The following is a 14,538-nucleotide window of genomic DNA, read 5'->3' as shown; positions in this document are numbered from 1 at the left end:
GGTTTTAATTAAAAGTTTTGAGAGTATTTCACGAAGTAAACGCGGCCTTGAATGCTGTATAGGTCAGCATCGTAAGTCACACCATCAGACTCAAATGCTGGGTCTTCATCGGTAAGGTTACGTACACCTGCAGTGAACTTCGCATCCCATGGAGCTAGGTAGTTGTATGCTACGTTCCAGATGGTTTGTGATGGGATGTTGCCTGTCTTGTTGTAGTTCTCATCAACGTCTTGTGCTTGTGACGCGATGTAGTCTGCTGATAGGTAAACATCGTGCTCTTCTAGGAAGTTAAGGCCAACACCTGTGTTGAAACGGTACTCAGGTAGACCATTACGGCCAACTTGGTTGTTCACTGGACCATTCACGTATTCAGGTGCGCTGTAGTCAAGAACATAGCTACCCATGAAGTCGTAACGTAGAACAGCTGAGTCGAAGTCGTAACGGTAGCCAACTTTCAGGTCAAGACCAGAAGTATCTAGAGTACCTAAGTTTTCTAGGCCTGCTGTTGCGTGCGTAATACGGCCTGTTGCATCACGGTCGATGTTCGGGTTAGCAACACCACTGCTACGCTCTTGGTCGATCATGCTTTGTAGAGAGTTAAGCGTGATTACGTCATCGATACTGATGTTGTAGTAATCAAGTGTCAGGTCTAGATCTTCGATTGGTGAGTAGCTTACACCGAAGTTAAATGACACAGATGTTTCAGCATCTAGATCTTCGTTTGATGTACGAGTTACGTCGTACTGAGTTTCTGGACAGTCTGCGTCAGAGATGCCGTTTGCTTGACAGTAAACGTAATCTTTTGCGCTATCTGCAGAGAAGCTATCCGCACCGTAAAGGTTTGCTAATGTTGGCGCACGGAAGCCCATGCCCGCACCTGTACGGAACATTAGGTTATCAAGAGGTTGGTAACGGAATGATGCTTTTGGTGAAATCTCACTACCGAAGTCACTGTAGTGGTCGTAACGTGCCGCAATATTCATCTCTAGCTCATCGGTAAACGCGATCAGAGACTCTGCGTAAAGCGCGTAAGTTTCACGGTCACCACCTGCTGAGTTACCAGAACTACCGATGATGTTACCTGCTTCACTTTGTGGATCGTATTTGTCAAAGTAATCGTAAGTTGTGAACTCTGCACCAACATACACAGGAATGGTAACGTCACCGATTTCTGCTAGGTCAAACTGAAGACCACCGTAGAAGTTGTGCATTTCCATTTGCGTTTCGCGGCTTGTTCCGGCTGCTAGGTCACTCGTTGCATCAGCACTGAACTCGCCATCAACAAACTCGCCAGAGTTCGCTAGCTGTTCAGCCGGTGAGCGGAACACGTAACCTGTACCAATTTCGTTACTGTTCGAGAAGTTAAGCTGGTAACCCGTTTCCCAAACCACATCACCGAAGCTATCTGTGTAAAGTGTGCCGTCTAGGCCTGCTTTCAAATCAGCTTGGAAGTCAGTTACGTTATTGTCACGTGTACCTACGTTGTTGAAACGGTAGTAAACACGAGCAGGGCCCGCTGCTGGATCGAGACCATTCTCTGTGAAGAAGTCAGAACCACCAGATGTTGTTGGGTCAACTTCAAACCAACCTGCTGCAGGAGCATAACGACCGAAGCTTTCGTTGCGGTTCAAAAGCACTTGTGCATTGAACGTTGTGTCGTCATTCAGGAAAATATTACCGTTAACAAAAACAGTATTACGCTCTAGAGAAGCAGTTTGCGCAGCATCAGCTGTGTAGTCGTAACCACAGATATCACCCAGACCAGGGTAGTTGGTTAGACCAACAAAGCCTTTTGATGAATCACAAGTTGCGTCTGTGTCGTAACCTTTCAGCGCTTTAAGCTCACCATTATGGTAAACGTTTCGGCCGTAGATACTCACACCAGACATATCAAAGTAGTTGTCCGCACCAGTATTGGTTGAGCTTAGGTAGTCACGATCGCGTTGGTAGATTTCGTCTTTACTATCATGCTCAAACGAGAACATGATGTTGCCTTTCTCACCACTTGTACCCATCACGAAAGCAACATTCTGTTCATCGCCGCCTTCTTGACTAGGGATACCTGAACCAACTGTGACGTTGATGCCGTCGAACTCATCTTTCAAGATGATGTTCACTACACCCGCAACAGCATCTGAACCGTATACAGCGGAACCACCGTCGGCCATTACTTCAACACGTTCTACGATTGCAGAAGGGATTACGTTGATGTTGGCAGCACCGCCACCCATAGCTGCTGAGCCGGGAAGGCGTTTGCCGTTAATTAGAACTAGAGTACGTTCAGAACCTAGACCTCGTAGAGAGATGGTTGCTTGGCTTTGTGCCGAGCTGCCTGAACGTTCGCTGTGTGAACCAAAAGAGTTAAATGAAGATTTACGTAGTACATCAGCGATAGATACATCACCGGCACGTTCAATTTCTGCACGGCCGATTACTGCTACTGGAGTGCTTCCTTCCATAGACGCACGTGTTAAACGTGAACCAGTAACTTTCATCTTTTGAAGTTTTTCAACTTGCTGCTCTTCTGCCTGTGCTGCTAGTGGGGCCACTGCCGCCGCCGTTCCCAGTGCAAGGCTGATCGCAACAGATAAAGCGGTTGTGTTTTTATACATCCTTGTTGCTCCGATTATTATTATTTCCTATGTATGGTCACTTAAAGACCAATTGTGACGTTAAGATTTCGTTAACGCTTGCCACATGTATACCTGAGGTGAAAAAAGGAAGTCAAACCAGTGGTAAACAGAGATAGGGAAATGTAAAAAAGATGTAAAATTCCAAAAGTGATGCAAATCACAGAATAAATGGCTGTGTTAGGAAGGGTGGGTGAGATTAAATATTAATAAAACACCGTATTTTGTGTTTCTTGTAAAGACTAATGACTTATGTGGCCTTTGGTTTTTAACTAGGCGATTGGTACTGAAAATGGATGCTTATCTAGAGAATTATTCTGATTTGTTTTTTTTATGGAATGGTCTCTATGTTAACTCGATCGCAAGGAGTGGTATCAGAATATGATACCCACCATTATAAAAGGGCTCACTCGTATTTCAGGGTCAAATAGTAATGGGCGTTTTCGTCTAATTATTCTCTATATATGCATGTTTATATAGGGTTTTGGCTCTAAAGTGCCCAGATTGATATTCTGTATGAATTGGTTTTGTGGTTTTTTATAATTTTTTACAAAAACATTTCTATTTTTCGACCTCGAGGGAAGTTTGTCATGTTTTGGGTTCAAACACTTGAAGCTTCAGTGGATTCAAGATAAATATGACGCTGAAATTATTGCAGTAGTGGAAAAAACTGGCTTTTGAAATTCAGGGAGTGTGTTTCAACAGCTTTAGTTACTACGGGATAGAGATGCACCATTTTGGGCCGGATTCCTCCTCTCCAATTCCGCCTAATAATGGACAGTAGACAAGGAGCAAGTTGTATATGCTGTCGTACTTTTTACGCCGTTTGGCGTTGGTTATCCCAACGTTTCTCGGGATTACCATTCTTATCTTTGCTATCACGCGATTCGTACCTGGTGGTCCGGTTGAGCGCATGCTTTCTCAAATGCAAGCGCAAGGTGATGGCGCCGCGTCAATGACATCTGCTGGCGGTAATACCGCTCTCTCCGATGATCAAATCGCTGAGCTGAATGCGTTTTATGGCTTAGATAAACCAGTGATGGAAGCCTATGTTGAGTGGTTGAGTCGCTTGGTGACGCTTGATTTAGGTGAATCTACTCGTTATTACGAACCTGTGTCTGACATGATTGCAGAGCGCTTACCTGTTTCTTTGTTTTATGGCGGAATGACCTTTTTTATCAGTTATTTTATTTCGATTCCGCTCGGCTATTATAAAGCGCTTAAACACGGCTCCGTATTTGATTCCGCTTCTTCTATTCTCATCTTTGTCGGGTACGCACTACCCGGATACGTGGTTGGTGTCCTACTTATCACCTTGTTCAGTTATCACCTAGAGTGGTTCCCGATGGGAGGCTTTGTCGGAGACGACTTTGATGACTATGAAACCTTCTTTGAGCGCGCAAAAGACATCATGTGGCATGCGGTACTACCTCTTATCTGTTACCTGATTGGTGACTTTGCAACGCTAACGATGACAATGAAAAATAACCTGATGGAAAACTTGTCATCCGATTACATTCGTACTGCGATTGCAAAAGGTTTGCCATTTAAGAAAGCAGTACGCAAGCACGCGCTGCGCAATAGTTTGATTCCAATCGCCTCTCACTTTGGTAATTCATTGTTGTTCTTTATGACAGGTGCATTCCTTATTGAAGTAATTTTCAATATTGATGGCATCGGCCTGCTTGGTTATGAGTCCATCATGGAGCGCGATTATCCTGTAGTTATGGGCATCGTAGCTATCAATGCGGTATTGCTACTGATCGGTAATATCATTTCAGATATCTGTGTTGCTTTAGTCGACCCACGTGTGAAGTTTGGAGCGTAATATGATTAAAGTTAGCCCATTAACTCAAAAGAAGTTCCGTCACTTTAAAGAAATCAAACGCGGTTATTGGTCATTTTTGATCTTATCAACCATGCTGATCCTTTCATTGTTTTCGGAGCTGTTGATCAACAGTAAGGCACTGGTCGTTAAGTACGATGGTAGTTTTTACTTTCCTGTCGTCAGTGATGTCCGCTTGGGTTCTGAGTTTGGCCAAGCTTCTTCTAGTGAAGCAGACTACCGAGAGCTACAAAAGGTATTCGAATTAGAAGGTGGCGATAACTTCGTTGTATTACCTATTGTACCTTGGAACCCATACGAGCAAGACTTTAGCGGCGATTTCCCACCGACAGCGCCAAGCGCGGAAGATAAGCACTACCTAGGCACTGATGTGATTGGTCGAGACATTTTAGCTCGATTGGTTTATGGCTTTCGAACGGCAATGGGCTTTGCGTTGCTAACCATGGCCATCTCGTATGCGATTGGTACTGCCGTGGGTTGTGCGATGGGCTTCTGGGGCGGAAAATTTGACTTATTTGTTCAGCGTTTGATCGAGGTCTGGTCAATGGTTCCGTTTTTGTACGTCATCATGATCCTCGTCTCGATAGTGCAACCAACCTTTACTCTGTTCGTCGGTATTAACGTACTCTTTGGGTGGATGGGAATGACTTGGTACATGCGTACCATGACCTATAAAGAGTCGGCTCGTGAATACGTAATGGCAGCACGTGCATTAGGTGCGTCAACCGGCCGTATCCTGTTCAACCACATCCTGCCAAATACCATGGTAATGATTGTGACGCTGGCACCATTTACTATCGCAGCGAACATCACAGCACTGACAGCACTAGATTACCTAGGCCTTGGCCTGATGCCTCCGACACCAAGTTGGGGTGAGTTATTGCAACAAGGTAAGTCGAACCTAGACTCGCCATGGATCGTTGCTTCTGTTGTTAGCTCTATCGTACTGGTGCTAGTGATGGTGACCTTTATTGGTGAAGCTATCCGAGCTGCATTCGACCCGAAAAAATTCACGCGCTACGTTTAAGTAAGCATTGTGAGCAAAACATAAAAAGGGAAGTTTTATGAAAAAATTATTATTAGCGTCAACGCTGAGCGCCCTGAGTTTTGGTGCGATGTCAGCAACGCTTCCGACTGACTTAAACTGGCAAACAAACTGGGATGAGCCTCAATATGGCTCTCCTGAAGCAAAACGTGGTGGTACCTTCCGAGCGTATATGTCGAGCTTTCCTCAGACTTTGCGTAGTGTTGGCCCCGATGCCAACTCAGGTTTGCGTTCTTATATCCTGGATGAAACACCGGGATTGGTTGTACGTCACCCTGATACTCTCGAATTTATTCCGGAGTTAGCTAATGAGTGGGCGTTAGCGGGTGATAACAAAACCGTTTATTTTAAACTGAACCCAGAAGCAAAATGGTCAGATGGTAAACCTGTCACTGCCGACGATTTTGTATTTATGCTGAAGTTCTATCGCTCGAAAGACATTCTTGAGCCATGGTATAACGATTACTATAACAAGACTGTTGAAGATGTGATTAAGTTCGATGATTTAACGTTCGCGGTTAAAGCCGCGAAAGAACTCAATCCTGAAGAGTTGTTGTTAAGAATGGGCGCACTGCGTCCTCGTCCTGCTCATTTCTATGCGAATCCAAAGAAAGATGAGAATGGTGATGGTATTCACGACAACTTTGTTCGCTATTACAACTTTAAGAGTGAACCAACTACGAGTGCTTACTACCTAGCGGATATCAAAAAAGGTAAAAGCGTTACCTTTAAACACGTAGGCGAAGACTGGTGGGGTTACTCGAACAGGTACTACCAAAACCGTTATAACGTCGACAAGATTCGCATCACCGTCATCCGTGATAACGATATTGCCAAGAAGCACTTTGAGAAAGGTAGTTTAGATGCATTTGGTCTGGTTCTACCAAGCTTATGGCATGACAAATCCAATACCGCACCTTACCAAAAAGGCTACATTCAGAAGTTCTGGGGTTACAACCAATACCCTGTAGGGGCTGGCGGTGTTTGGATGAATACTGCAATGCCATTATTGGATGATTTAAACATCCGCAAAGGCATTACTCACGCGATCGACTTTGATGGCATGATCGAAAACATCATGCGTGGTGACTACAGTCGTAAACCAAACCCAACAGGTTACGGCCACGGCAAATACACGTTGCCAGATGCTAAAGCTCCGAAATTTGACCCAGAAAAAGCGGCACAAGCGTTTGCTGCAGCGGGTTTTGATAAGATTGGTTCGGACGGTATCCGTATCAATGACAAAGGCCAACGCTTGAGCTTCGAATTGACGTACGCGACACCAGTACACACGCCTCGTATCGCCTTTGTGCGCGAACAGGCTAAATTGGCTGGTTTAGACATTGAGCTTAAGCTGATCGATGGCTCGTCGATGTTCAAATATGTGCGTGAGAAGAAACATGATTTAGCGTTCCTTGATATGGGTACTTCTGAGATACCAACCTATTGGGAATACTTCCACTCAGTGAACGCGAATAAGCCTCAAACCAACTCGTTCACAAACTACAGCACGCCTGAACTTGATGCGAAGATCATCGATTATCGCTTCAATATGGAAATGGACAAAAAGATCCAACTTGGTCATGAAATCCAGCGTGACATTATTGATGCGCACGTGATTGTTCCTGGTTATATGGTGCCTTACGTTCGTTATGGCCACTGGCGTTGGTTAAAGCTGCCAGAGAAGCCAATGAACCGCATGACGGAAGCACTGTTTAGCGGTGGCATCATTGGTGATGGCACTTACTGGATTGATACTGATGTGAAGAAAGAAACTCAGAAGGCGATGAAATCGGGTAAAACTTTTGAACCGGTTGTTGTCGTTGATGACACTTATAAGCTGTAAGGATGTGTTATGGAAAACGATGTAATCCTAAGTGTTAAAGATCTTGAGGTTGAATTCATTACGGATGATGGACCTGTCAAAGTACTGCATGGCGTAAACTTTGATGTTCGTGCTGGGCGTACCCTTGGTCTAGTTGGTGAGTCGGGCAGTGGTAAGAGTGTCACGTCGATGTCGATAATGGGTCTGTTGCCAAAACCATACGGTAATATCGTCAATGGTGAGGTCAATTACCGCGGTACAGACCTTGCCACATTACCAGCAGAAGAAATGTACGCCATGCGCGGTGACCGCATTTCTATTATTTTCCAAGACCCGATGACGGCTTTGAATCCCGTACATAGTATCGGGCGCCAACTGTGCGAAGTCTTGGAGTTGCACCGTCCTGAATTGGATAAGAGGCAAAGAGAGTCTTACGCGCTAGAAATGCTGGCCAAAGTAAAAATCCCAATGCCGGAAAAGCGTCTGAATGAATACCCACACAACCTATCGGGTGGCATGCGTCAGCGTGTGATGATCGCGATGGCATTAGCGTGTAAACCAGACATTCTTATCTGTGATGAACCAACCACAGCACTGGATGTAACCGTGCAGGCGTCTATTCTTGAACTAATGAATGAGCTTCAAGAAGAAACGGGCATGGCGATGATTTTTATCACTCATGATCTTGGTGTGGTTGCGGAAGTGTGTGATGACGTAGCCGTGATGTACGGTGGTCGTATTGTGGAAAAAGCCGAGATTTTCGAGCTGTTTGATAACCCACAGCACCCTTATACAGAACGTTTAATGGGTTTGATGCCGAGTTTAGATAACGAACCTAAACAGATGATCGATATTAAACCGATAGATACCAGTATGTTTGCTAGCTAACTGGTGCAAAGTGAACAAGTCATAAAAGAGGATGTTATGGCAAAAGAAGTATTAAGAATTGAAGATCTTAAGCAGCACTTTGTATCAGGTAAAGGACTGTTTAAGAAAGGCTACACCATTAAAGCCGTTGATGGCGTGTCGTTATCAGTAGGTGAGGGTGAAACTCTTGGCCTAGTAGGTGAATCTGGCTGTGGTAAAAGTACCCTAGGTCGTACTATTTTGAAATTGTACGAGCCAACAGAAGGTAAGATTTTCTTTGAAGGCAAAGACATCACCAAATTGTCTGTGAAACAAATGCGCTCATTGCGTAAAGACATGCAAATTGTCTTTCAAGACCCGATGGAATCGCTTAACCAACGTCATACGATTGGAATGATTCTCGAAGAGCCGTACGTGATTCACAACATCGGTACGTCTTCGGAGCGTAAGCAGTGGGTGAAAGAGCTGTTGGTCAAAGTCGGTTTGCCAGAAACGGCAGTGAACCGTTATCCACATGAATTCTCTGGTGGTCAACGTCAGCGTATTGGTATTGCTCGTGCGATCGCTCTTAAACCGAAGTTGTTGATTTGTGATGAGTCAGTCTCTGCGTTAGACGTATCGGTTCAGGCTCAGATCTTGAATTTGTTACTGCAACTTCAGCAAGAGATGAATCTGGCCATCATCTTCATCTCTCATGATTTGTCTGTAGTGAAACATGTGTCCGATAAAGTGGCGGTGATGTACTTTGGCAAAGTGGTGGAAGCGGGCAACGCGAAAGAAATTTACGCGAACCCTCAAAATGACTACACCAAAAAACTTCTATCCGCGATTCCTATCACGCACCCTAAATACCGCAAGAAAAAGCGCGTGGCAGAAAAAAAGCAGCAAGTGGCGTAAAGTCACCTTCTAGGTAAAATGAAACGCTCCTATTAATTGGAGCGTTTTTTCTTTTTGCCGGTGAGGTTTGTCAGTTCAGCTTATTCAACTCTGCGTGCTACACTGCAAACTTACTCCTTTGATTTGTTTGGATAGTTGGCCATGCCGTCGCATTTACCTAAATCATTCAGTCGTCCTTTTCTGAAAATCTTTCATCTGCTTGAAGCTGTGCTTTTGGTTGCCATTACTCTGGCGACTGTTTGGGCTATGGTCGAAGAGTTTGTCCATATTTACGTGCAGAAGCGTGTTGCACTCGATGATATCTTATTGATGTTCATCTATCTGGAAGTGCTTGCTATGGTTGGGCAGTTTGTGATGAACGGTAAGATACCAGTCCGTTACCCAATTTACATTGCCATGATGGCCATCGCTCGCTATATCACTCTCGGAATGAAAGAGCTCGACTCCGTGATGATAGTGTGGTTGTCTTTGGCCGCGTTTATTCTGGCTGCTGCTACTTTGGTTATTCGAGTCGGTCATCATTATTGGCCGTATATTGATAATCAAACCGCCGAAAAAGATGAATAATGTTAAGCCTCGCCAAGTGCGAGGCTTTGCTTTTGTGTGAAGGGGAGTCACATCTACACGACTTTGGGGTAAAAAAGTGTAAAGTCATCTCAAGCACTATTGTTTCTTGTCTGTTTGACAGTTATCTTCACGCTATCCCGTATTCTCCTTTTTATGAGACATTGTGATGCTGATGAAAAGCACATCCACAATTTGCTTCCTGCTCTCTGCTTTGATGGCTTTTATGCTGTCGAGTGGCGTAGCTCGTGCAGAGGTCTCACCCGGTTACTCAGATAACACTCCCAATGCAGAAGTGATACACTTTAGCTATTGTGATATCGAGTTTAATACCGTCAACAAGGAAGAACCGGGTTGTTGTGAACCGAGCGGAACATGCTTCGAAAAACAATGTTGTTCCCATGGTCATGCTTCAGGCACGGCAGTTGTCGAAACCCAGCAACGTTCATATGAGGCACCATATCGTCATGAGCTTGCGACTAGCCAAACTTCTATCTATACCAGTGCAGATATGCACTCTCACTATCGTCCTCCGATAGCTTAATTCCTATCTCGCAGCATATCGCTGCCAACAATGTCACTGCACGCATTACCGTGCGAATTTGTTACGCGTGTAAATAGCTTTTTTATTTACACCGCCCTGTGATGGGAACTAAAAAATGAAAACCACTTTAATTGCTCGTAACGAGCGCCTTGCTGCGTATCTGCCAAACCTTGTTAATGCTCAACAAGCGGGAGGTCGTCATGACGTATAAGCATCTACCAATTATCTTGTTCGTGTCTGTGTGTTTGATTTGGGGCACCACGTGGTTTGCGATGGAAGTAGCGGTACAAACTATTCCACCTATCTTTGCTACTGGACTGCGTTTTCTGATTGCCGCACCGCTATTAATCATGTTGGCGAAACACCTCAAACAACCTCTGTTTTTCCCTAAAGGTAAAGTGTTCTGGATGTTCGTCGTTGCGATTTTCTATTTCGCGATTCCGTTTACCTTGATGATTTTTGGGGAACAATACATTTCATCGGGCCTTGCTTCGATCATCTTCGCCAATATGCCGATAGCGGTGATGGTGACATCGAGTCTGTTTCTTGGGCTTAGGTTACGTAAATCCCAGATTGCCGGCCTTTTGGTCGCGGTTCTGAGCTTAATTCTGATTCTGGCGAAAGAAATGAGTCTAGGTGGGGAGGATTACCTGCTGGGCTTTCTCGCTCTAGGTGGAGCGGTCGCGATTCATGCAGTGATGTATGTGTTTGTTGAAAAGTTCTGTAAAGGCATTCCAGTACTGACTTACAACGCCTTTCCAAGCTTTGTTGCTTCTGTGCTGTTGTTTATCACCTCATTGATCGTCGAGCGACCAGATATTTCTCAGTTCTCGGTGGACTCGATTAGCGCTGTGATTTATCTCGGTATGTTTGCTAGCGTAGGTGGCATTGTGGCGTACTTTAAGCTTGGACAAGTGTCGACGCCGTTTACTGCCTCGATCTGTTTTCTGTTTTTCCCGTTGATTGCGCTGAGTCTTTCTACATGGATTGCGGGTAACAGTTTGTCGTTGGTTTCTGTCGCTCTGCTGCTGCCATTATTGGGCGGTATTTTTGTCACTAAAGCTGAACCTACTTTCTGGCAGCGTTTTCGCCTCAAGTCTGCAGAGCAAAAGCCTGTGCTATGTGAACATTGTATGAAGAACATCAATGCCTAAAACAGACTAAACGTCATGAAGAAGCCCCATTGGATTGGGGCTTTTGATGTGACTTTATTTACCTTGTTCGTTACGCAGATACATGATGGCAACCATGCTAAAACCAATAAATTGCCATAGGTATTGCCCATCACTCGCACCCGTAATGGTTTGGGTGAAAGCCATACAACCTGTCACGAATAGAGATGCAAAAGCCGCATAAAGTAGCCATGGACGCTCTTTTCCAGCCATAAACTCACCTGCCAGCACCGAGCGAATCACCAATAAAAACGGTAAGCACTGCAAAGCAATGAGGATCGGGAACATAAAGTCAAACGTTGGACTTAGCAGTGCATGACCGACTTGGCTTTTATCCCAAGTCCCAACGATATAGCCTTTCCAGCCTGCCCAAGTATCGCCTGCATAGGCAGTATCAGGCGTAATGATGCCAAGTAGAATGCCCATCACTTTATCGATAAAGCCATTTTTGAACCAAAAGACGAACAGAAAGATCTGGATTGGAATGATCTGAAAAGCAAACTTCTTCAACATGTGTGTATCCCAAGAAATGAATGATTTGGTTTACAAGTATGTGGAAGGCGCGTTTTTTACGCTTGATGCAAGGCAAGCGAGTTGAACTCCAAACAAAAATCAAACATCCAGAATACCCATCAACGTTGGAGATGCCGACTTAACAATCGGTGAGAGCAGCGGTTTTCCGTTCTGAGGCTATTTGGCTGTTTGGAATAGGTTTGCTTTTTGTGAAGATTCAATAAGATCAAACAGTTGCCCGTTATGTTCTTTTTTCATCTCAGTATAGCGTTGGTAATTGTATTGCGAGCCTTTCGGGTTATCTGCGAGTTTGTCAGCCACACTGAGTAAGTAAAAACTGATTGGACTTGGCGTGCTTTCTGCTGCGTAAAACAAGTATGGGAAGGCTTGATCAGGATGCTGGTTGATAAGTAAAGCAAGCCCCAAAGTGAGGTTGGCAATATCACAACGTGGGTTTAGTTCGAACGCTTGCTTGGCTGAGTGAAGCGCTTGCTCTCTGTCTTCTTGTTTGTGCTCGCGTAAGTAAGCTAAAGATTCAGAGTAAGACAACAAAGCGCTGACCAAATAGCTGTCTCGCCCTTGCTGTTGAATCGTATTTAGCTGCTGAACAATATCCGAAAAAGCGGGACCACCTTTACCTTGATAGAAAAGAGAAATCCCTTCAGAGATCACTTTCCAATCGTCATAGTTACTGATGGACGTCACGCGATGGCTAGCCACTTCGTAATCGGAACTCATTGGGGCAATGATGGCTTTGATTTCTAAAATCACATCGCCAATAGCATCGAAGAAGTTATCTTGGTTAAATGTCTTCTCTACCTTTTGGCTCTGGTTGGGTTGATGGTTGTTTTGCACCAAGACGCTAAGCACATAATTGCCTTCTACTTTCTTAATCCAACTTTTGAGCTCAACACCGTGGTTGGCAAGAGACTGCTTACTTTGTTGGGATAACTGAGAATAGTGATAACCGGATAGGTTTTTGGCTGAATTTAGACCATAGAAGAGATAGTTATATACGCTTTCTGCCATTTCAAAGTTGCTGCTGGAATCGAGCGTAATATCATGAATATAAACGGGCACTACGTCACTTTGTTGTGCTGTTATCACCGTTGTTTCATCTGTGGTGTCACCATTTACTACCCAAGCCATAATAAGCCCAACCGTCAGGATTGCCGCTACAGCTAAAACCATACGTTTGTTTTTAGGCTTTGCGGTACGAGTAAGGGGAACCGCTTCTTCAGTGATAGGAGGGCGCGTTATGCTTGGCTCAGTCACTTCGATATCAAATAAGTAACCTTGCTTAGGAATGGTCTGAATGATGCGATACGGACGCGTTTTGTCCTGAAGCTGACTGCGCAGTAGACTAATGACTTGTCTCACCAAGTTGTCGGAAACTTGCGTCCTTTGCCAGACATCATCGGCGATTTGCTGGGTACTCAGTACGTTCCCACGGTTCTCGATAAAGCAGCTGAGCAATCTTGCTTGCAATGGCTCTAAATGAATCTCCTCACCATCAATCATCAACTGATTTTTATCAGGATAGAAAGAAATAGGGGAGTCATGTTGCAGGACGAAGCAATGCGGACGAGTCATGGCGATTCAATGGTTTAGGAGTAACCACACAAGACTATTGGTTTTATATATAGGAAGCAAGTGAAGCATCAGCAAATAAAAAGCCCCGCAGTGCGAGGCTCTTTAGATATCTCATCGAGGTCTTTATTACTCGATGTTCTGAATTTGTTCGCGCATTTGCTCAATCAGAACTTTCAGTTCAACACCTGATGCAGTGATGTCTGTGCTGATTGATTTTGACGCTAGCGTGTTCGATTCACGGTTGAACTCTTGCATCATGAAATCTAAACGACGACCGACTGCGCCACCTTTCTTCAGGATGTTTGTGGTTTCTTTCACGTGAGAATCAAGACGATCTAGCTCTTCTGCTACGTCTGATTTCTGCGCCAGAAGGATAAGCTCTTGCTCAACGCGAGATGGGTCTAGCTCTACTTTCGCATCTTCAAACTTCGAGAACAGACGCTCACGTTGCCACTCTAGGATTTCTGGCATGCGTGCGCGCACTTTCACGACTTCTGATGTGATCGCTTCTAGGCGTTGTTCGATAAGCGCTTTCATGTTGTCGCCTTCACGGCCACGCGCTTCGATGAACTCACCAATTGCTTCATCAAATGCAGCAAGCAGTTCTTTGTTCACCTCATCCATATTTTGCTCAGGTGTTTCCATCACACCAGGCCATTGCATGACTTGGAATGGGTTGATGCGGCTTAGTTCGCCAGTCATGTGCATCACTTGCTCAGCAGCTTTGATCACTTGGTTTGCCAGTGCTTCGTTAATGCTAAGCTCTGCTTTTGCTGCTGGGTTTGCTTCAAAACGCAGATTACATTCTACTTTGCCGCGAGCTAGGCGCTTACGAAAACGCTCACGCAGTACTGGCTCAAGAGCACGGAACTGTTCTGGCATGCGGAAGTAAGTTTCTAGGTAGCGTTGGTTTACACTGCGGATCTCCCACACTGCGCTGCCCCAATCGCCTTTTACTTCTTTGCGCGCATACGCTGTCATACTGTAAATCATCGAATTTTCCTGTCTTTTAAATTTGCTGAAAATTACCACGCAATAGTAG

The 14,538-nt window shown here is 44.8% G+C and carries 12 protein-coding genes; 8 read left to right on the top strand and 4 right to left on the bottom strand.

Annotation, left to right across the window (positions count from 1 at the left end):
- Positions 1–8 precede the first annotated feature (8 nt).
- Positions 9–2,612, bottom strand: a complete 2,604-nt coding sequence (locus VJL_RS07680) for a TonB-dependent receptor plug domain-containing protein (RefSeq protein ID WP_038876964.1) — start codon at positions 2,610–2,612, stop codon at positions 9–11.
- A gap of 820 nt (positions 2,613–3,432) precedes the next feature.
- Between VJL_RS07680 and VJL_RS07675 the strand changes: the two genes are divergently transcribed.
- From VJL_RS07675 to VJL_RS07640, 8 genes are all read left to right on the top strand, one after another.
- The gene (locus VJL_RS07675; protein ID WP_005434432.1) at positions 3,433–4,458 is read left to right on the top strand and encodes an ABC transporter permease subunit; all 1,026 of its coding nucleotides are present in this window, start codon (positions 3,433–3,435) and stop codon (positions 4,456–4,458) included.
- A gap of 1 nt (position 4,459) precedes the next feature.
- Positions 4,460–5,503: an ABC transporter permease gene (locus VJL_RS07670; RefSeq protein ID WP_038870110.1), complete on the top strand. Its 1,044-nt coding sequence runs from the start codon at positions 4,460–4,462 to the stop codon at positions 5,501–5,503.
- A gap of 37 nt (positions 5,504–5,540) precedes the next feature.
- Positions 5,541–7,367, top strand: coding sequence for an extracellular solute-binding protein (locus VJL_RS07665; RefSeq protein WP_038876962.1), 1,827 nt, complete (start codon positions 5,541–5,543; stop codon positions 7,365–7,367).
- A 9-nt stretch (positions 7,368–7,376) separates the two neighbouring features.
- Positions 7,377–8,234, top strand: coding sequence for an ABC transporter ATP-binding protein (locus VJL_RS07660; protein WP_050566714.1), 858 nt, complete (start codon positions 7,377–7,379; stop codon positions 8,232–8,234).
- A gap of 36 nt (positions 8,235–8,270) precedes the next feature.
- A complete protein-coding gene (locus tag VJL_RS07655) occupies positions 8,271–9,110 on the top strand; it encodes an ABC transporter ATP-binding protein (RefSeq protein ID WP_080774273.1) in 840 nt (279 codons plus the stop codon).
- A 141-nt stretch (positions 9,111–9,251) separates the two neighbouring features.
- Positions 9,252–9,677 carry a phosphate-starvation-inducible protein PsiE gene (locus VJL_RS07650; RefSeq protein ID WP_038870113.1) on the top strand — a complete coding sequence of 142 codons (426 nt, stop codon included), beginning with the start codon at positions 9,252–9,254 and terminating at the stop codon, positions 9,675–9,677.
- Positions 9,678–9,843: 166 nt separating this feature from the next.
- Positions 9,844–10,218, top strand: a complete 375-nt coding sequence (locus VJL_RS07645) for a hypothetical protein (protein WP_038876960.1) — start codon at positions 9,844–9,846, stop codon at positions 10,216–10,218.
- A gap of 200 nt (positions 10,219–10,418) precedes the next feature.
- A complete protein-coding gene (locus tag VJL_RS07640; protein ID WP_038876958.1) occupies positions 10,419–11,372 on the top strand; it encodes a DMT family transporter in 954 nt (317 codons plus the stop codon).
- 54 nt (positions 11,373–11,426) lie between these two features.
- Here the strand turns inward: VJL_RS07640 and VJL_RS07635 are convergent, their stop codons facing one another.
- The 3 genes from VJL_RS07635 to VJL_RS07625 form a co-directional block, all read right to left on the bottom strand.
- Positions 11,427–11,903, bottom strand: a complete 477-nt coding sequence (locus tag VJL_RS07635; protein WP_038876956.1) for a hypothetical protein — start codon at positions 11,901–11,903, stop codon at positions 11,427–11,429.
- 177 nt (positions 11,904–12,080) lie between these two features.
- On the bottom strand, positions 12,081–13,496 hold the full coding sequence (locus VJL_RS07630; protein ID WP_038876954.1) for a winged helix-turn-helix domain-containing protein: 1,416 nt from the start codon (positions 13,494–13,496) through the stop codon (positions 12,081–12,083).
- Between the two features lie 126 nt (positions 13,497–13,622).
- On the bottom strand, positions 13,623–14,489 hold the full coding sequence (locus tag VJL_RS07625; protein ID WP_038864819.1) for a YicC/YloC family endoribonuclease: 867 nt from the start codon (positions 14,487–14,489) through the stop codon (positions 13,623–13,625).
- Between the last annotated feature and the right edge of the window lie 49 nt (positions 14,490–14,538).

The organism is Vibrio jasicida CAIM 1864 = LMG 25398 (genome assembly GCF_000400365.1).
In the GTDB taxonomy this organism is placed as follows: Bacteria; Pseudomonadota; Gammaproteobacteria; order Enterobacterales; family Vibrionaceae; genus Vibrio; species Vibrio jasicida.
The sequence above is the reverse complement of the archived record's forward strand: the minus strand, read 5'-3'. Positions and strand labels throughout refer to the sequence as shown.